The organism is Prodigiosinella aquatilis, assembly GCA_030388725.1.
Taxonomy (GTDB): domain Bacteria; phylum Pseudomonadota; class Gammaproteobacteria; order Enterobacterales; family Enterobacteriaceae; genus Prodigiosinella; species Prodigiosinella aquatilis.
In genome coordinates, this window is record CP128857.1 from 700,688 (window position 1) to 720,173 (window position 19,486).

A 19,486-nucleotide genomic window follows, 5' to 3' on the forward strand; every position below is an offset into this window, starting at 1 on the left:
TAAGGTCTTGACAGGTCTCCTTGTGTTTCAATACGATAGGCTAAACCTTCAAGTATCGTCCTTGTAGCAATTCTAGAGATAACTTGCGTTTTTGCGGTTGTCAGCGTATTATTTTCCACGTTTTCGGACGCGGGGTGGAGCAGCTTGGTAGCTCGTCGGGCTCATAACCCGAAGGTCGTCGGTTCAAATCCGGCCCCCGCAACCATTTGATTTTCCCAATAAAGTTTTTTTTCACAAATAAACTGTTCTAGCGTGTCTGTGTATCACTTCCACAGTAAGTTTTGAAAAAATCCTTAACGGAAAACTACACCGCGTTGTATAGGCGGTATATAGGGTCCAGTTACTAAAAGCCTCGATATATCGGGGTTTTTTGTTATTTGACAGCAGAATTACTGGGCTATTAAGCCCTTTTTTTATGTCTTGGGGGTGGACTTGTCCACATTAGAGCAAAAATTAACAGAGATGATTTCAGCACCTGTTGAAGCATTAGGTTATGAACTGGTGGGTATTGAATTCATCCGGGGTCGCCAATCGACGCTGCGTATCTATATTGATAGTGACGATGGGATCACTGTTGATGATTGTGCTGATGTTAGTCATCAGGTCAGTGCAGTATTGGATGTTGAAGATCCCATATCCGTCGCCTATAACTTGGAAGTGTCGTCTCCAGGGCTGGATCGCCCTTTATTCACTGCTGATCATTATGTACATTTTATTGGCGAAGAAGTGATAGTCGTGCTGCGTATGGCAGTCCAGAATCGCCGTAAGTGGCAGGGAATAATTAAATCCGTAGAAGGTGAGATGATCTCTGTAACAGTGGAAGGCAAAGACGAAGTGTTCGCACTGAGCAACATCCAGAAAGCGAATCTGGTACCCCACTTTTAAAGTTTGGATGAGGCAACTAGGATGAATAAAGAGATTCTGGCTGTTGTTGAAGCGGTTTCAAACGAAAAAGCCGTTCCGCGCGAGAAAATTTTTGAAGCGCTGGAAACAGCATTAGCAACAGCAACTAAGAAAAAGTACGAACAGGAAATTGAAGTCCGTGTCTGTATTGACCGTAAAACAGGGGACTTTGATACATTTCGTCGCTGGCTGGTAGTGAATGAAGTCACTTTACCAACACGTGAGATCACCCTGGAAGCGGCACAGTTTGATGATCCTACTGTCGGACTGGGTGGTTATATTGAAGATCAGATTGAATCTGTCACCTTCGATCGGATCACTACTCAAACAGCCAAACAGGTTATTGTTCAGAAGGTTCGTGAGGCTGAACGGGCGATGGTTGTCGAACAGTTCCGTGAACAGGAAGGTGAAATCGTAACCGGTGTAATCAAGAAAGTAAGCCGTGATAATATTTCCCTGGATCTGGGGAATAACGCCGAAGCAGTTATTGGCCGTGAAGATATGCTTCCCCGCGAGAATTTTCGCCCAGGTGACCGTGTGCGAGGCGTGCTTTATTCCGTTCGCCCAGAAGCCCGTGGAGCGCAGTTGTTTGTCAGCCGTTCTCGCCCGGAAATGCTGGTTGAGCTTTTCCGCATTGAAGTACCGGAAATTGGTGAGGAACTCATTGAAATCAAAGCTGCGGCACGTGATCCAGGATCTCGTGCGAAAATCGCAGTTAAAACCAATGATAAGCGTATCGATCCGGTAGGTGCCTGCGTAGGTATGCGTGGTGCACGCGTACAGGCAGTGTCTAGTGAACTGGGTGGTGAGCGTGTTGATATCGTGCTATGGGATGATAACCCGGCACAGTTTGTTATTAATGCAATGGCTCCGGCAGATGTGGCATCTATCGTGGTAGATGAAGACAACCATACCATGGATATCGCTGTTGAAGCTGGCAACCTGGCTCAGGCTATCGGCCGTAACGGACAAAACGTGCGCTTGGCTTCTCAGCTCAGTGGCTGGGAATTGAACGTGATGACCATAGAAGATCTTCAGGAGAAACATCAGGCTGAAGCTCATGCAGCAATCGATATCTTCACTAAATATCTGGATATTGATGAAAATTTCGCCACACTTTTAGTGGAAGAGGGTTTTTCTTCTCTGGAGGAGCTGGCTTATGTACCGATCAAAGAGTTGCAAGAAATTGACGATCTGGATGAAGAAATCGTTGAATCTCTGCGTGAGCGTGCAAAAGCCGCATTGACCACGTTGGCGTTGGCGCGTGAAGAAAGCCGTGGTGATGTTCAACCTGCCGATGATTTGCTCAGTTTGCCTGGTTTGTCCCGTGAAATGGCATTCAAACTGGCTGCATGTGGTGTATGTACGTTGGAAGATCTTGCTGAGCAGGGCGTCGACGACCTGGCAGATGTTGAAGGGCTTGATGAAAAAAGAGCCGGTGAGCTAATTATGGCTGCACGTAATATCTGTTGGTTTGGTGACGACAACGAATAACAAACTGTAGCAGGAAAGGAACAGCATGACAGATGTAACCATAAAATCGCTGGCCGCAGAGATTCAGACTTCGGTTGACCGCCTGATACAGCAATTTGCTGATGCGGGAATTACCAAGTCTGCTTCAGACTCTGTGGCGCAGCACGAGAAAGAAGCACTGCTGACGTACCTGAACCGTGAACGCGGTAGTGCATCAAGCAAATTGACATTACAACGTAAAACACGTAGCACATTAAATATTCCGAGCACCGGCGGTAAGAGTAAATCGGTGCAGATTGAAGTCCGCAAGAAACGCACTTATGTAAAACGCGATCCACTGGATGCCCAACAGGCTGAAGAGGAAGAGCTGGCACGGCGTGAAGCGGAAGAACAGGCACAACGCATTGCTGAAGAGCAAGCTAAACGTGAAGCTGAAGAAAAAGCTAAACGTGAAGCCGCTGAGAAGGCAAAACGCGCTGCTGAAGAGCAAGCCAAACGTGAAGCCGCCGAAAAAGCTAAGCGTGATGTAGCGGAAAAAGAAAAAGTGATCAATCAACAGAATGACAGTACGACCAAACCAGCCCAGTCTGAGAAAGCTCGACGTGAAGCTGAAGCGGCTGAACTCAAGCGCAAAGCAGAAGAAGCGGCACAGATGAAAGTTGAAGAAGAAGCCCGGCGTATTGCTGAAGAAGCCCGTCGCATGGCGACAGAGAACGCCGGACTTTGGGAAGCGCAAAGCACACCAGTTGTTACCGAAGATGCTGACTACCACGTAACAACATCTCATCATGCGCGTGAAGCTGAAGATGAGAATGACCGCAAGGTTGAAGGTGAACGTCGTAGCCGTAGCCGTAAGGTGACCAAACAGAAAAAAGGTAATCGTCTGTCTGAGTCCAAGGCTGATCGTGAAGAGGCTCGTGCCGTTCGTGGTGGTAAGGGCAAACGTAAACCAAGCACATTGCAGCAGGGGTTCAATAAACCAGCGCAGGCTGTCAACCGTGATGTGGTCATCGGTGAAACCGTTACGGTTGCCGAATTGGCCAATAAAATGGCGGTGAAAGGCTCTCAGGTCATCAAAACCATGATGAAACTTGGCGCTATGGCGACTATTAACCAGGTTATCGATCAGGAAACAGCACAACTGGTTGCGGAAGAAATGGGTCACAAAGTGATTCTTCGCCGTGAAAACGAGTTGGAAGAAGCGGTAATGAGTGACCGTGATACTGGCGTTGCACCCGAATCTCGTGCACCGGTAGTGACTATCATGGGACATGTTGACCACGGTAAAACTTCACTGCTGGATTATATTCGCTCTACTAAAGTCGCAGCTGGCGAAGCGGGTGGGATTACTCAGCATATAGGTGCTTATCACGTAGAAACCGGAAACGGGATGATTACTTTCCTGGATACTCCTGGACATGCCGCGTTTACCGCTATGCGTGCACGTGGTGCTCAGGCAACAGATATCGTGGTTCTCGTGGTTGCAGCTGACGATGGCGTTATGCCTCAGACTATTGAAGCAATCCAGCATGCCAAAGCAGCTAAAGTTCCGGTCGTTGTTGCTGTTAACAAAATTGATAAACCAGAAGCTGATCCAGACCGTGTGAAAAATGAATTGTCCCAGTACGGTGTTATGCCGGAAGAGTGGGGCGGTGAGTCTCAGTTTGTACATGTGTCGGCAAAAGCCGGTACTGGTATTGATGAGCTGTTGGATGCAATCCTGTTACAGTCTGAAGTTCTGGAACTGAAGGCGATCCGTAGCGGTATGGCCAGTGGTGTCGTGATTGAGTCCTTCCTGGATAAGGGGCGTGGTCCGGTTGCAACTGTTCTGGTACGAGAAGGCACACTGAATAAAGGTGATATTGTTCTGTGTGGCTTTGAATATGGCCGAGTACGTGCAATGCGTGACGAACTAGGGCATGAAATTACAGAAGCTGGTCCGTCTATTCCAGTTGAAATTCTCGGTCTGTCAGGTGTACCTGCGGCCGGTGATGAAGCGACGGTCGTGCGTGATGAGAAGAAAGCGCGTGAAGTGGCTCTCTATCGTCAGGGTAAATTCCGTGACGTTAAACTGGCTCGTCAGCAGAAATCCAAATTGGAAAATATGTTCGCTAACATGACCGAAGGTGAGGTTTCTGAGCTAAATATTGTTCTGAAATCTGATGTCCAGGGGTCTTGTGAAGCGATTTCTGATTCTTTGTTGAAACTGTCTACTGACGAAGTGAAAGTCAAAATCGTGGGTTCTGGTGTAGGCGGTATCACAGAAACTGATGCAACATTGGCTGCTGCGTCGAACGCGATTATTCTTGGTTTTAACGTTCGTGCTGATGCTTCTGCGCGTCGTGTCGTTGAGTCAGAAAGCGTGGATTTGCGCTATTACTCCGTCATTTATGATTTGATCGACGAAGTGAAACAGGCGATGAGCGGTATGCTGGCGCCAGAGTATAAGCAAGAAATCATCGGTATGGCCGAAGTGCGTGATGTCTTCAAGTCACCGAAGTTTGGTGCGATTGCTGGCTGTATGGTGACCGAAGGTGTTGTTAAGCGTCACAACAAGATTCGCGTCCTGCGCGACAATGTGGTGATCTATGAAGGTGAGCTGGAGTCTCTGCGCCGCTTCAAAGATGACGTTAACGAAGTCCGTAACGGTATGGAATGTGGTATCGGTGTTAAGAACTATAACGACGTTCGCCCAGGCGACATGATCGAAGTGTTTGAAACTATTGAAATTAAACGCACTATCGCTTAATTTTTCCGATAACGTAATTTCATTTTTCCGTTCAGGGGGCTTAGTGCCCCCTGATTTTTCCCTGAGGATTCATCATGGCAAAAGAATTCAGTCGCACGCAGCGTGTGGCGCAGGAAATGCAAAAAGAAATCGCCATTATCATTCAGCGTGAAGTAAAAGATCCGCGTGTGGGAATGGCCACAGTTTCTGGTGTCGAGGTCTCGCGTGATTTGGCTTATGCCAAGATTTTTGTGACTTTTTTAAATGATAATGAACCAGAACAGGTTAAAACAGGCCTGAAGGCATTACAGGATGCTTCTGGTTTTATTCGGATGTTGTTGGGTAAGGCTATGCGTTTACGTGTGGTTCCGGAATTGACTTTTGCTTATGACAATTCACTGGTAGAAGGGATGCGTATGTCCAATCTGGTGACCAATGTTGTTAGAAAGGATATTGAGCGTCGCTCCTCTTCCGACGATGATCAGGAGGATTAATGGGGCGTCCTCGTCGTCGCGGCCGAGATATAAACGGTGTGTTATTGCTAGATAAGCCGCAGAATATATCGTCTAATGATGTACTACAAAAAGTAAAGCGTATCTTCAATGCCAACAGAGCAGGCCATACGGGGGCGTTAGATCCGCTGGCAACAGGAATGCTGCCGATTTGTCTGGGAGAAGCGACCAAGTTTTCCCAGTATCTGTTGGATTCAGATAAACGTTATCGTGTTATTGCCCGGTTGGGACAGCGCACTGATACTTCTGATGCTGACGGTAATGTGATCGAAGAACGCCCGGTTACGTTCACTGGTGATGAACTGGCACATGCACTAGATGGATTTCGCGGCACTATCCAGCAGATTCCATCCATGTATTCTGCACTCAAGTATCAGGGGCGACCGTTATATGAGTATGCCCGTCAAGGGCTGGTGGTTCCGCGTGAAGCACGGGAAATCACTGTCTATGAGTTGTTGTTTATCCGCTGGGAAGGGGATGAGCTGGAGCTGGAAATTCATTGCTCCAAAGGCACTTATATTCGTACCATTATTGACGATTTAGGTGAAAAACTTGGTTGTGGTGCACATGTCATTTACCTGCGTCGTTTACAGGTAGCAAATTACCCTATCGAGCGAATGATAACGCTGGAGCAGCTTAACGGATTGCTGGACCAGGATCAGGTGGATGCATCTTCACTGATGTCGGCACTGGATGCGCAGTTATTGCCTATGGATAGTCCGGTACAAGCGTTTCCTGAAGTGAATCTTTCTTTAGTGATGGCAGGATATTTGAAGCTGGGCCAGGCTGTTCGGACTGCCGGGGCGCCACTATCAGGTATGGTGCGCATTACTGAAGGTGAAGAGCATAAATTTATCGGCATGGGTGAGATGGACGTTGAAGGACGTGTGGCACCACGGCGTTTGGTGGTCGAACACGCAGAGCCGGCTATCCAGTGAGCATCTTGCTATCGTAAGGCGCTACGAGTAGAATAACCCGGCTTAAATCTTGGGTGGCTGAATTAGAGATCGGCGCCTTGTTTTTTATTTATAATGTTCTGGAGTTTACTATGTCTCTAAGCGTTGAAGCTAAAGCTAAAATCGTTTCGGAATTCGGTCGTGATACTAATGACAGTGGTTCTACTGAAGTTCAGGTTGCTTTGTTGACTGCGCAGATTAATCATCTGCAAGGCCATTTTGCTGAGCATAAAAAAGATCACCACAGTCGTCGCGGTCTGCTGCGCATGGTTTCGCAGCGTCGTAAGCTGCTGGATTATCTGAAGCGTAAAGATGTAGCGCGTTATACCAGCTTGATTGAACGTCTGGGCCTGCGTCGCTAATCTGGCGAGTTTCAGTGGGAAGGGGCCTCTTGCGGCCCCTTTCTTCTAGGAAGGTCTAGCAAAACAGAGTAATGTATTGTGTTTTAAACAGGATCCGTTATTACAGCGATTCGCGCGGCTAATGAGAGGCTTTATCTGCAAAGGCAGACTGAAGGTTGTCATTAGTCGCGAGGATGTAGTGACTGGATCGGGTGTTAACTTGGCGTGAATTCGTCCCCTAATCACGCATATAGCATATGGTGAAGGATATAATTTTGCTGAATCCGATCGTACGTAAATTCCAATATGGTCAACATACTGTCACTCTGGAAACAGGGATGATGGCGCGTCAGGCTACTGCTGCTGTTATGGTTAGTATGGATGACACGGCAGTATTTGTGACGGTAGTGGGCGCTAAACACGCTAAACCTGGTCAGGACTTTTTCCCGCTAACTGTCAACTATCAGGAGCGTACTTACGCTGCTGGTCGTATCCCGGGTGGTTTTTTCCGTCGAGAAGGTCGTCCGAGTGAAGGCGAAACTCTGATCTCCCGCCTGATTGACCGTCCTATTCGTCCGCTGTTCCCAGATGGTTTTGTGAACGAAGTTCAGGTTATTGCCACAGTGGTGTCGGTGAATCCGCAAGTAAGCCCGGATATCGTTGCCATGATCGGTGCTTCCGCTGCGTTGAGCCTGTCTGGTATTCCGTTCAATGGTCCTATCGGTGTCGCTCGTGTGGGTTATATCAACGACCAGTATGTGCTGAACCCGACTATTGATGAACTGAAAGAAAGTCGTCTGGATCTGGTTGTGGCCGGTACCCAGGGGGCTGTGCTGATGGTTGAATCCGAGGCTGACCTGTTAAGTGAAGATCAGATGTTGGGTGCTGTCGTGTTTGGTCATGATCAGCAGCAGGTAGTTATTGAGAACATCAAGGCGCTGGTTGCTGAAGCAGGTAAACCGAAATGGGACTGGTCGTCTCCGAAAGTGAATGCTGCATTGCAGAGTCGTGTGCAGGCGCTGTCTGAAGCCCGTTTAGGTGATGCTTATCGCATTATTGAAAAGCAAGAGCGTTACACGCAGGTTGATGCTATCAAAGCTGAAGTTACTGCGATGCTATTGGCAGAAGATGCTACGCTGGATGAAGATGAAATCCGCGACATTTTGGGCAGCATTGAGAAAAATGTGGTTCGTAGTCGAGTGTTACGTGGTGAACCGCGTATTGATGGTCGTGAAAAAGACATGATCCGTGGTCTGGATGTGCGCACCGGTGTGTTGCCGCGTACTCATGGTTCTGCTCTGTTTACCCGCGGTGAGACACAAGCGCTGGTGACCGCCACATTGGGTACTGAGCGTGATGCTCAGAATATTGATGAACTGACCGGTGAACGCACTGATCGTTTCATGTTGCACTATAATTTCCCTCCGTATTCCGTAGGTGAGACTGGTATGGTCGGGTCACCGAAGCGCCGTGAGATCGGTCATGGTCGTCTGGCAAAACGTGGTGTTCTGGCTGTTATGCCGAAAGCGAGTGAATTCCCGTATACCGTGCGTGTGGTATCCGAAATTACCGAATCTAATGGCTCCTCTTCTATGGCGTCTGTTTGTGGTGCCTCTTTGGCATTGATGGATGCTGGTGTACCGATTAAAGCCGCTGTAGCGGGTATCGCTATGGGATTGGTAAAAGAAGGCGACAGCTATGTTGTCTTGTCCGATATCCTTGGTGACGAAGACCACTTGGGTGATATGGACTTTAAAGTGGCTGGTAGCCGTGATGGTGTAACCGCGCTGCAGATGGACATCAAGATTGAAGGTATTACCCGTGAAATCATGCAAGTTGCGCTGAATCAGGCAAAAGGTGCCCGTTTGCATATTCTGGGTGTGATGGAGCAAGCAATCAGCATACCGCGTGGTGAAATTTCTGAGTTCGCACCGCGTATTCATACGATCAAGATCAGTACTGACAAGATCAAGGATGTTATTGGTAAAGGCGGTTCTGTTATCCGTGCATTGACCGAAGAGACTGGCACTACCATCGAAATTGAAGATGACGGTACAGTGAAAATCGCGTCAACGGATGGCGAGAAGGCAAAACATGCCATTCGTCGTATCGAAGAGATTACCGCTGAGATTGAAGTCGGTCGGATTTATCAAGGTAAAGTGACCCGCATTGTAGACTTTGGTGCTTTCGTAGCTATCGGTGGTGGTAAAGAAGGTTTGGTACATATTTCTCAAATCGCTGATAAGCGTGTCGAGAAAGTGACTGATTATCTACAAATGGGTCAGGAAGTTCCGGTTAAAGTACTGGAAGTTGATCGCCAGGGACGAGTTCGTCTGAGCATTAAAGAAGCCAATGCCCAGCCTCAGGAATCGGTTTCCGCTTCCGGGGAAGAAGAATAACAGCTAATCAGTGTGCAGCTCCTTACAGTATGAAGGAGCTGCGTGTATTATAAGGAATGGATATCCTTATACTGAGCAGTCGGGGACAGGATGTTCATACAATGTTTGTCTTCGGGAGTAGGAAATGAAGCCTTTCTTGCGCTGGTGTTATGTTGCGACAGCAATCATGCTGGCAGGATGCAGCAACACAGATTGGCGCAAAGATGTAGTATTGGCAGTTCCATTACAACCCACTTTGCAACAGGAAGTGATTCTGGCTCGCATGGAACAGATCCTGGCTAGCCGGGCTCTTACCCCCGATGAGCGAGCGCAGCTATTATATGAGCGCGGAGTGCTGTATGATAGCCTGGGGTTACGGGCATTGGCGCGAAATGATTTTTCACAAGCGCTCTCTATCCGTCCCGATATGCCTGAAGTATTTAATTATTTGGGTATTTACTTAACGCAGGCAGGCAATTTTGATGCTGCCTATGAAGCGTTTGATTCTGTATTAGAGCTTGATCCAACTTACAATTATGCGCGTTTGAATCGGGGGATCGCCTTATACTATGGTGGTCGTTACCTGTTAGCGCAGGATGATCTGCTGGCGTTTTATCGAGACGATCCTAATGATCCTTTTCGTTCCTTGTGGCTGTATCTTGTGGAGAGAGAAATTAATCCCGAGAAGGCCATGCAAGCGTTAAAAGCGCGCTATGAGGAAGCGAAGAAAGGTGTGTGGGGATGGGATATTGTCGAATTCTACCTGGGCAACATCAGCGAAAAAACGTTGATGCAGCGTGTACAGGAAGAAGCTACGGATAACACTTCGCTCGCTGAGCATCTCAGTGAAACTGACTTCTATTTAGGTAAGCATTACCTAAGTCTGGGGGACAAGAACACCGCTTTGGCGCTGTTCAAGCTGACGGTTGCTAACAACGTTCATAACTTTGTTGAGCACCGCTATGCGTTGTTGGAATTGGCGCAGTTAGGCCAAGAGCAAGACGACCTATCAGGATCGGACCAGCAATAGCTGACGAACATCTATCAGCCTGAAATCATGATGATTTCTATCGCCTTTACGGGCGAGGCTTTTTTGTTCGCTTTTTAATCCAATTTGAGCCGGTTCACACTTTTCAATGAAAATGATTGAATATTTTCTCGACAAGTTATGTAGACTGGCCGCCATTATGAAATGAGGCACGTTTACATGGCTGAGTTTGAAATTTCTTTTGCTAGCTTGGGGCTATCCGCTCCAATTATTAATGCCCTGTCAGATCTGGGTTACGAAAAACCATCACCCATTCAGGCAGAATGTATTCCTCATCTGCTCAACGGCCGTGATGTGTTGGGTATGGCACAGACCGGGAGTGGTAAAACAGCGGCATTCGCCTTGCCGTTATTACAGAATATTAACGTAGATTTAAAAGCACCGCAGATGCTGGTGCTGGCCCCAACCCGTGAGTTGGCGGTGCAGGTGGCTGAAGCCTGTAGTGATTTTGCCAAGCATATGCATGGCGTCAACGTAGTAGCGTTATATGGCGGTCAACGTTATGACGTACAGCTGCGTGCGTTGCGTCAGGGGCCTCAGATTGTCGTGGGTACACCCGGACGTCTGCTGGATCATCTGAAGCGCGGTACGCTGAGTTTGTCCAATCTTAGTGGATTGGTACTGGATGAAGCTGATGAAATGCTGCGTATGGGCTTTATTGAAGATGTAGAAAACATCATGGCGCAGATCCCGGCCGAGCATCAGACGGCGCTGTTCTCTGCAACGATGCCGGAAGCGATCCGTCGCATTACTCGTCGGTTCATGAAGGATCCACAAGAAGTCCGTATTCAGTCCAGCGTTACTACTCGCCCAGACATTAGCCAGAGTTACTGGACGGTGCATGGTGCGCGCAAAAACGAAGCATTGATCCGTTTCCTGGAAGCAGAAGATTTTGATGCGGCGATTATTTTTGTCCGTACCAAAAACGCAACGCTGGAAGTGGCAGAAGCGCTAGAGCGCAGCGGTTACAATAGCGCCGCACTGAACGGTGACATGAATCAGGCATTGCGTGAACAAACGCTGGAACGTCTTAAAGATGGTCGCTTGAATCTTTTGATTGCAACGGATGTGGCGGCTCGTGGTCTTGATGTGGATCGTATTAGTCTGGTCGTCAACTACGACATCCCGATGGATGAAGAATCTTACGTTCACCGTATTGGTCGTACTGGTCGTGCGGGCCGTGCGGGCCGTGCGCTGTTGTTTGTAGAGAATCGTGAACGCCGCCTGCTGCGCAATATTGAGCGCACCATGAAGCTGACTATCCCGGAAGTGGAATTACCGAATGCAGAGCTGCTGGGGCAGCGTCGTTTGGCCAAGTTTGCTTCTAAAGTACAACAGCAGTTGGAAAGCAGTGATCTGGATATGTACCGTGCGCTGTTGGCCAAGTTGCAGCCGCAGGATGAGTTTGATATGGAAACGCTGGCTGCGGCGTTACTGAAAATGGCGCAAGGTGAGCGTCCGCTGATTCTGCCGCCGGATCCGGTGGTTGATCGTCGTCCACGCCGTGAATTTCGTGATCGCGATGAATCATCACGTGGTGAGCGTCGTCGTGATGGCCGTGGCGAAGCACGTGACGGGGAACGTCCTCCGCGTCGTGAACGCCGTGATGTGGGTGACATGGAGTTGTACCGCATTGAAGTGGGTCGTGATGATGGTGTTGAAGTACGTCACATCGTGGGTGCCATTGCTAATGAAGGCGATATCAGTAGCCGCTACATCGGTAATATCAAGTTGTTTGCTACCCATTCCACTATTGAGCTGCCGAAAGGAATGCCGGGTGACCTGTTGTCGCACTTTACCCGTACACGCATCCTGAACAAGCCAATGAATATGCAACTGATGGGTGATGCTCAGCCACATGAACGTCGCGAACGTGGTGGTGCAGGTGCAACACCGGCTCGCGGTGGTCGTTCTTTTAGTGATCGCCCCGCAGGCGCTGGCCGTCCTTTTAGTGGCGAACGCCGTGAAGGTGGTGGCGAACGTCGCGGTGGTGGCCGTGATGGTCAACGCGCACCGCGTCGCAGCGAAGCATAATGCAATAATGCAGTGAATTGAAACCAGCCTTCGGGCTGGTTTTTTATTGTCAGCTTATCTGGTTTTCCTGAATGACTTCTTCCCGCAATCCCGCGATCATTTCAAATGAATGTAATCGAGCCTGATGATCAAAGATCTGGCCATTAATCATGATTTCATTGACCTGTGTTTCCCTCAGCAACGTTTGCAAACCATGACGAACTTTATTGCGATCTCCCACTATCGACAGCCGCAATGTCTGCTCTACCATAAACTGTTCGGCTGCTGTCCAGAGTGCGGACATATCCTCTACTGGTGCAGGCAATGGGCCAGGGTTACCTCGTCTCAGGTTGATAAACTGCTGCTGCATGGACGTAAACAGGAAACGGGCATCACGATCGCTATTGGCGGCTACCACATTCACGCAGACCATCGCATAGGGTTCGGGGAAACGGTCTGATGGACGAAAAGTGCTGCGATAGATTTGCAAAGCTTGCAACAGCATATCGGGTGCAAAATGCGCTGCGAATGCAAAAGGTAATCCCATTGAGGCAGCTAGTTGGGCGCTATACAAACTGGAACCGAGCAACCAGATGGGGACATTTAATCCTTGGCCGGGAACTGCCTGTACTGGTTGATCGGGTTGCGTGGCGGTGAAATAGCGCTGAAGTTCCTGCACGTCACGGGGAAAATCGTCCATCTCGGCATTTAGGTGACGACGCAACGCCAGCATGGTGCGCTGATCAGTACCGGGAGCCCGTCCCAGCCCCAAATCGATACGACCGGGATACAGGGATTCCAGCGTGCCGAACTGTTCTGCAATCACCAGTGGCGAGTGATTGGGCAGCATTACGCCACCGGAACCGAGCCGGATACGGTGCGTTCCACCAGCAAGGTAGCCAATCAATACCGAGGTGGCGGCGCTGGCGATCCCCGTCATGTTATGGTGTTCAGCCAGCCAATAGCGATGGTAGCCCCATTGTTCCACGTGTTGAGCCAGATCCAGCGAATGATGGAAAGCATCGCGTGGTGTAGCGCCCTGCGGAATGGGAGCCAAATCAAGAACGGAAAAGGGAACAGTATGTGATGGCATAAGCATGGCTCGCCTGATTACGTGCTGACCTGACAGCGATCAGTCAATGAATGAGAGTAATTAATATTACTCAATATTCAGGAGATGACGCAGGATGAAGTGTGCGGGAGAGGGCTATCCCCCGCAATGTGATTGATATTATTGAACCAATTCTAACCCGGCTACCCGTTTCCAGTAACCGTTGCACTCCACCTGGTTTTCCAGCGTGAGTGGGTGCAATCCTTGTTCGTTGGCGCGGAATTTATCCAACATCGTCAGCGTTTCCGTGCTTTGTGGTGAGAGGCGGACGATATCCACCAGTCCTTGCATTGATGTCAGCTCATTGCCAAGGTTATAACAGTAACCGCTTTGGGTCTGGATACCGTTCAGCACAAATACCTGCTGGTTTTCCTGCGATAATACATCACGGCCCTGCGGGTAGTTGATACAGCAGGTTTCGCACTCGTCTTTGGCGCGATTTTCCGATCGGGCAGTGAAACAGCGGGCGGAGTAGGCCAGTGGGAGATGACCGTAGCTCAGGACTTCCACTTCGAACTGATGACGGAATCCCAGTTCATCACACTGATTCAACAGATGTTGCAGCCAGTCACGGGATAATTCTACCGGCATGCACCAGCGTACCATTCCCTGTTTGTGCAGCAGTCGCAGGGTATAGGCGTTGTAGCAGTTCAGTGCGTGACCAGCGACAAAAGGCAACTGATGCTCTGCCGCCATATTGACTGCGCCAAGGTCATTCGCTTCCAACAAGAAATCACCATTTTCGACATAGCGCTTCAGTTCGTTCAGTTCAGAAGGCGCCTGTAACAGTGCCAGGGTGGAAATCACTACCTGTTTGCCACAGGTGGCAACCTGACGAGCCAGGTCGAGCCAATCGTTCACTTTCATGCCACGGCGTTTACTGCACACGGTTTCGCCGAGGTAGATAATATCCGCACTGCTGGATATCGCTGCCTGATAGAACGCCTCAATATCGGCTTTGGGCCAGTAGTAGAGAATGGGTCCCAATGCGTATTTCATATCTTCTCCTACTGCCATTTACGGTGATAAGCACCGAGAGTGGTTTGTGTCCCTTCGGCTACCGCACCCAGCGAATCCATCCATTCCTGCGTCGGTACGAAACTCTCCGGCGCAGCCTGACAACGATCAATCGCTTCTCGCCATACGCGGGTTATCTGGCTGACATAAGCTGGGCTGCGCTGACGGCCTTCAATTTTTACCGAGGCAATATTGGACGCCATCAGTTCCGGTAACAGTTCCAGTGTATTCAGGCTGGTGGGTTCTTCCAGCGCGTGATAGCGCTGACCATCCACCAGATATCGACCTTTACACAAGGTAGGGTAACCGGCGTTTTCATCATCCTGATAGCGGTCAATCAAGACGTTATTGAGACGGGATTCCATACCGTGATCGGTTTGCTGCCAGCGCACGAAACGTGCCGGTGAGCAGGCACCAACGGTATTGGGCGACTCACCGGTCAGATAGGATGACAAATAGCAGCGTCCTTCGGCCATGATACACAGGCTACCGAAAGCGAATACTTCTAGCGGAACCGGGCTGGTACGTGCCAGTTGCTTCACTTGATGAATTGATAGCACGCGCGGCAGTACCACGCGAGAAACGTCGAAATGACGTTGATAAAAGCGGATGGCTTCTTCATTGGTGGCTGATGCCTGTACGGAAACGTGTCGTTCAATGTGTGGATAGCGTTCTGCCGCATATTCCAGCATCGCCAGGTCGGCCAGAATCAATGCATCCGCACCGGTTTGCGCGGCCATATCTACTGCTCGCTGCCAACGTTGATACCCATCGGGATGAGCAAAGGTGTTAATGGCGATATGTAGCTTGCGTCGGTGATGGCGTACATACTCGCAGGCTTCCTGAAGTTTTTTATCGGTAAAGTTGAGGCCAGCAAAATGTCGGGCATTCGTATCGTCTTTCAGCCCGATGTAGACCGCGTCTGCACCATTATCGATAGCAGCTTTCAATGCTGGCAGATTGCCAGCGGGGCAAAGCAGTTCCATACAAATTCCTTCACACATCAAGGTTCCCCGATCGGATTCCCCCAGATGCGATCAATAACGTTGGCGGACTGATGAAGGTTGTTATCAGTCAATGAATGTTTTTAACGAAACAGAATATTAGTTAACCCGCTGGCACCGGACTTTGATTTAAACCAGCATATGTGCGATGAAAACAAGATTGATGTCGTCTATGTGTCGTGATTTCCACGATAACAGGTTAAATTATTGACATAGGCCTCTGCTGCATTTGTGTGATGTGGCAGAATGATGGCAGATTATCAAGTAGGTCAGCATCGCTTTATAGGAGTACGCCAGTGTTGGAAAAACTACGGGCACAAATTGTGCGTCAAGGGCCGAGGTTATTGGGCAAACCACTGAAGTTCACGCCTTTTGCCTTGCAGCATCGGGTACTGGAACAACTGCTAACGTGGCAGTTTCGGCAAGCGCTGGAGGATGGTGAACTGGCGTTTCTGGAAGGCCGCTGGCTGAAAATAGACGTCCGTGATGTGGATTTACACTGGTTTATGACGCTACGGGATAATCATCTGGTGGTGAGTCATAACGAAATGGCTGATGTCTGTTTTAGTGCCGATGCCAATGATTTGATCCTGATCGCTGCCCGAAAGGAAGATCCAGATACCCTGTTTTTCCAGCGTCGCCTGCGTATTGAAGGTGATACTGAGCTGGGGTTGTATGTGAAGAACCTCATGGATGCTGTTGAACTGGAAAATATGCCGGCACCGTTGCGCGTCACACTGTTACAACTGGCTGAATTTATTGCAGCAGGCTTGCAGGAGGGCGTGGATCAATCAACGGTACACGCATCGGCGTCATGCTAGTTCGGGTTGAAATTCCGGTCGATGCACCCGGCATTGACAGTTTGTTGCGGCAGGCATTTCCGACTGGTGCCGAGGCTGAGTTGGTGCGTCAATTGCGTGAAAATGGGCAACTGACCTTAGGCATTGTAGCGACTGATGATGAAGGTGGTGTGATTGGCTATGCTGCGTTCAGTCCCGTAACGATTGAAAATGAAGACCGGCAGTGGGTGGGGTTGGCACCGCTGGCAGTAGATGAACGCTTTCGGTGTCAGGGATTGGGGGAGCAACTGGTATATGAAGGGCTGGATGCACTCAACGAATTTGGTTATACCGCAGTGGTGGTATTAGGTAACCCGGCTTACTATGCCCGTTTTGGCTTTGTTCTGGCAATTGAACAACAGTTACGTTGCCGTTGGCCAGGTACAGAGAAATCGTTTCAGGTTTATCCGCTGTCGGATAATCATTTTGAAGGTACCAGCGGTTTGGTGGAGTATGCGGAGCCATTTAGCCATTTGTGAATGCGGAAAGAAATGCGGTTACTGTCTCGGGCTGGTCTTGTACCAGCCTTTCTTTTTGCGCTTTGCTGAGCTGTTTGATGCGATATTCCCATTTCAGTGCGGTAGATCGATTCCCTGCAACACACTGATAAACCAGCACCAGTTCACCTTTTCCCCGTAACGCTTTGGCACCTTTCCCGGTTTGATGCTGTGTCAGACGGCGTGGTACATCGGTAGTAATACCGGTATAGAGTAGTCCGCTGGCGGTACGCAGCATATAGAGAGACCAGCACGGTACGGGATTTTCAGTTATCACCTGATTTAACATGCTCAACCAGCGCAGCAAAGAGAAGAGTGTTTATTCTACGGCGTTATACTTCTGAGGGAAGCAACGATATAAACTAAAATCCTGGTATAAATTGGCAGAATGTAGAATCTGCCAATACCTGTTTCCTATATAGCTATCTGATACCCGGCAAGTTCACATTCCTTTGACTGAATAGGTGAAGATAGATTCTTTATTTAGTTCATCTTGGTAATTGTTTGGCGTGCTCTTTTTAGGATTAGTCATAATGACGCTGGCCTCCATGGTTATTATCCAAGTCTCTTCTTCATCATTCCACCAAGCGACTTCCCGCTCATCGTAGGTAATAATTACGTAAAGCGTCTGGCCATTCTGATCCCTCGTTTTGCATAGCCAGAGTCGTTTGTGACCAAAACACCTAAGGCCCGCATCTAACTGACCAAGTTTAATTTTCTTTTTTATTATATTACTCATAATCAATATATCCATATGTAATTACGAACCTCGAAAAATGCCGTTCCGATTTTCTCTGTATGGGAAGTTTTCATAATCGAGCCATGATACTTAATCAGAGAAAGGAAGTTAAATTGGAAAATTGCAGAAAGGAAGAATTCGTTAACTCCCTGTATATGAGACCATATTTTTTGATTTTTTTAAAAACAGACAAAATGGGCTCAAAATCAGAAACTGCATAAATCGGATCTGTTCGTTAAAAAGGCAAAAAATGTATAACACCTATACATATCCTCTGCATATGCATATACTAAGGATATGTGCAGGGATTCCCTCTGTACCGACTCAGCCTATGAGGAAAAAACCATGCGAACTGTATCAGTGTTTAAAAACGGCAATAACCGGGCTATCCGTCTGCCCCGCGATCTTGATTTTGTGGGCGTCAATGAGCTGGAAATCATCCGTGAGGGAGACATGATTATCCTCCGACCGGCAAAGCCTAGCTGGAGCACTTTTCTGCAGGAAGAAAAGGCGGACGCGGACTTTATGGCGGATCGCCCAGAGATTGTCAGCGATGAGGGACGTTTTGAGTTATGAGCAAGACCTACATGCTGGACACCAACATCTGCTCATTCATCATGCGTGAGCAACCAGAAACGGTCATTAACCGCCTGCAGCAGGCCGTTATGAGAAAACACCGCATTGTGGTTTCCGCTATCACCTATGCGGAAATGCGCTTCGGTGCTATCGGCAAGAAGGCTTCACCGCGGCATACACAGCTGGTCGAGGCGTTCTGTCAGCGTCTTGATGCGGTGCTTCCCTGGGATCGCGCTGCTGTTGATGCCACCACAGAAATCAAAATGGCGCTGGCCGCTGCCGGCACGCCGATCGGGCTAAACGACACGGCCATTGCTGGCCATGCTATTGCGGCCGATGCTATTTTGGTGACAAACAATACGAGAGAGTTTGAGCGTGTTCCTACACTAACACTGGAAGACTGGGCGAAATAATATCAGTCAGGGTCGCTAGTGACGCTGTGTGGTCACCCTGAATTGATATTCCATTAAAGCGGTTCAGGATGTGAGTGGTCAGAATGGATCCAGAAAGGTTGGAGGTCACAGGCATGTTCCCCCGCGCCCGCGGGAATAAACCACTCAATCAGTGCAGATGGTACTTATGATGACAAGCCGACCTTTGGTGCTGCCCTGTGTAGCACAACACTAGCATAAGTCTGGTGGCCCGAATCGGACGATTCAGTCAATATCTATTGGGCGCAGGCCGCCACGAGAGGCGGCGATGAGCCGGGCCGAGAGTTCTCCGCGTGATGTGACATCGGGGCCGGGGTATCGAGGCGAGGACAAATAGATGCTGAAGTGGCGTGTAACTGATGTGATGATAAATTGAAATTAAGTGCCTATATGAGATTTTTCTTCGAATTTCTTAAACCCATCTTCTATGGTTGGGATGATTTCTATCATCTCGAAGTAAGGTTTGGTTATCAGCGTGGAATCATATAGTGGAGAATATCTGTGAAAAAGTCACTTACGTTCGTTTATCTGCTGCTGTTTTTGAGTGCTTTTACTGTATCAGCGGCAGGCTGGCCGCCGGTAACCGGGGCGAAAGTACCTGGGAATGCAATGGAGTTCCCGACCAAGCTGGAGCCGGTCAATTCTTCTCTGGAAACAATGCTTAATAGAGGAGCAGAGGTCGTGTCTTCTTATGTTGGTCAATATGGGCCGGTTGTTACCATCAAAAGCAACAAGCACTATATCATTTGCATTCTCAAAGGTGCGGGAACCGGCTCCGATCAGAACGTGGCAACGTCTAAGTGTTACGCTATGAATTAGAGAGAAAAAGCCTGCATTTGCCTGCGGACGTTATGATAAGCGTTATGGCGGTTTCCCGATCCGTTCAACGTGTGTAAATGAAAAGCCGTCTGGTAATTTCA

General features: G+C 48.9%; 19 protein-coding genes and 1 tRNA gene. 15 read left to right on the forward strand and 5 right to left on the reverse strand.

Annotated elements, in window-relative coordinates; genetic code table 11:
* Nucleotides 1–128: 128 nt before the first annotated feature.
* The 10 genes from PCO85_03395 (at nt 129) to PCO85_03440 (ending at nt 12,373) form a co-directional block, all read left to right on the forward strand.
* Nucleotides 129–205 (forward strand) — tRNA-Met (locus PCO85_03395).
* Between the two features lie 227 nt (nt 206–432).
* On the forward strand, nt 433–885 hold the full coding sequence (gene rimP / locus PCO85_03400; GenBank protein ID WJV54513.1) for a ribosome maturation factor RimP: 453 nt from the start codon (nt 433–435) through the stop codon (nt 883–885).
* Between the two features lie 21 nt (nt 886–906).
* Nucleotides 907–2,397, forward strand: a complete 1,491-nt coding sequence (gene nusA, locus PCO85_03405) for a transcription termination factor NusA (protein ID WJV54514.1) — start codon at nt 907–909, stop codon at nt 2,395–2,397.
* 25 nt (nt 2,398–2,422) lie between these two features.
* Complete coding sequence (gene infB, locus PCO85_03410; protein ID WJV54515.1) at nt 2,423–5,125, forward strand: translation initiation factor IF-2; 2,703 nt, start codon at nt 2,423–2,425, stop codon at nt 5,123–5,125.
* 74 nt (nt 5,126–5,199) lie between these two features.
* Nucleotides 5,200–5,598: a 30S ribosome-binding factor RbfA gene (rbfA, locus tag PCO85_03415; protein WJV54516.1), complete on the forward strand. Its 399-nt coding sequence runs from the start codon at nt 5,200–5,202 to the stop codon at nt 5,596–5,598.
* Nucleotides 5,598–6,554: a tRNA pseudouridine(55) synthase TruB gene (truB, locus tag PCO85_03420; protein ID WJV54517.1), complete on the forward strand. Its 957-nt coding sequence runs from the start codon at nt 5,598–5,600 to the stop codon at nt 6,552–6,554. Before rbfA ends, truB begins: the two co-directional genes overlap by 1 nt.
* 110 nt (nt 6,555–6,664) lie before the next feature.
* Entirely contained in the window at nt 6,665–6,934 is a 270-nt protein-coding gene (gene rpsO / locus PCO85_03425) for a 30S ribosomal protein S15 (protein WJV54518.1), read from the forward strand.
* Nucleotides 6,935–7,188: 254 nt separating this feature from the next.
* Nucleotides 7,189–9,312, forward strand: a complete 2,124-nt coding sequence (gene pnp, locus PCO85_03430; GenBank protein ID WJV54519.1) for a polyribonucleotide nucleotidyltransferase — start codon at nt 7,189–7,191, stop codon at nt 9,310–9,312.
* A gap of 124 nt (nt 9,313–9,436) precedes the next feature.
* The gene (gene nlpI, locus PCO85_03435) at nt 9,437–10,321 is read left to right on the forward strand and encodes a lipoprotein NlpI (protein ID WJV54520.1); all 885 of its coding nucleotides are present in this window, start codon (nt 9,437–9,439) and stop codon (nt 10,319–10,321) included.
* 177 nt (nt 10,322–10,498) lie between these two features.
* Entirely contained in the window at nt 10,499–12,373 is a 1,875-nt protein-coding gene (locus PCO85_03440; GenBank protein ID WJV54521.1) for a DEAD/DEAH family ATP-dependent RNA helicase, read from the forward strand.
* Nucleotides 12,374–12,422: 49 nt separating this feature from the next.
* Here the strand turns inward: PCO85_03440 and PCO85_03445 are convergent, their stop codons facing one another.
* From PCO85_03445 to PCO85_03455, 3 genes are all read right to left on the reverse strand, one after another.
* The gene (locus tag PCO85_03445) at nt 12,423–13,445 is read right to left on the reverse strand and encodes a luciferase-like monooxygenase (GenBank protein WJV54522.1); all 1,023 of its coding nucleotides are present in this window, start codon (nt 13,443–13,445) and stop codon (nt 12,423–12,425) included.
* Nucleotides 13,446–13,583: 138 nt separating this feature from the next.
* Entirely contained in the window at nt 13,584–14,462 is an 879-nt protein-coding gene (locus tag PCO85_03450) for a U32 family peptidase (protein WJV54523.1), read from the reverse strand.
* Between the two features lie 8 nt (nt 14,463–14,470).
* Nucleotides 14,471–15,466 (reverse strand): peptidase U32 family protein, encoded by a 996-nt coding sequence (locus PCO85_03455; protein WJV54524.1) that lies wholly within the window; start codon nt 15,464–15,466, stop codon nt 14,471–14,473.
* A 314-nt stretch (nt 15,467–15,780) separates the two neighbouring features.
* Between PCO85_03455 and PCO85_03460 the strand changes: the two genes are divergently transcribed.
* Together PCO85_03460 and PCO85_03465 are read left to right on the forward strand one after the other, a co-directional pair.
* On the forward strand, nt 15,781–16,305 hold the full coding sequence (locus PCO85_03460) for an SCP2 domain-containing protein (protein WJV54525.1): 525 nt from the start codon (nt 15,781–15,783) through the stop codon (nt 16,303–16,305).
* A complete protein-coding gene (locus PCO85_03465) occupies nt 16,299–16,802 on the forward strand; it encodes an N-acetyltransferase (protein ID WJV54526.1) in 504 nt (167 codons plus the stop codon). The genes PCO85_03460 and PCO85_03465 overlap by 7 nt, the downstream gene beginning before the upstream one ends.
* Here the strand turns inward: PCO85_03465 and PCO85_03470 are convergent.
* Nucleotides 16,789–17,109, reverse strand: coding sequence for a GIY-YIG nuclease family protein (locus PCO85_03470; protein ID WJV54527.1), 321 nt, complete (start codon nt 17,107–17,109; stop codon nt 16,789–16,791). The two genes, PCO85_03465 and PCO85_03470, sit on opposite strands and share 14 nt — an antisense overlap.
* Before the next feature lie 153 nt (nt 17,110–17,262).
* A complete protein-coding gene (locus tag PCO85_03475; protein WJV54528.1) occupies nt 17,263–17,559 on the reverse strand; it encodes a hypothetical protein in 297 nt (98 codons plus the stop codon).
* 345 nt (nt 17,560–17,904) lie between these two features.
* On the opposite strand from PCO85_03475, the gene vapB reads away from it, so the two are divergent.
* The 3 genes from vapB (at nt 17,905) to PCO85_03490 (ending at nt 19,385) form a co-directional block, all read left to right on the forward strand.
* Nucleotides 17,905–18,135 carry a type II toxin-antitoxin system VapB family antitoxin gene (vapB, locus tag PCO85_03480; protein WJV54529.1) on the forward strand — a complete coding sequence of 77 codons (231 nt, stop codon included), beginning with the start codon at nt 17,905–17,907 and terminating at the stop codon, nt 18,133–18,135.
* The gene (locus tag PCO85_03485) at nt 18,132–18,548 is read left to right on the forward strand and encodes a type II toxin-antitoxin system VapC family toxin (GenBank protein ID WJV54530.1); all 417 of its coding nucleotides are present in this window, start codon (nt 18,132–18,134) and stop codon (nt 18,546–18,548) included. Before vapB ends, PCO85_03485 begins: the two co-directional genes overlap by 4 nt.
* 519 nt (nt 18,549–19,067) lie before the next feature.
* Nucleotides 19,068–19,385 (forward strand): hypothetical protein, encoded by a 318-nt coding sequence (locus PCO85_03490; GenBank protein WJV54531.1) that lies wholly within the window; start codon nt 19,068–19,070, stop codon nt 19,383–19,385.
* Nucleotides 19,386–19,486 lie beyond the last annotated feature (101 nt).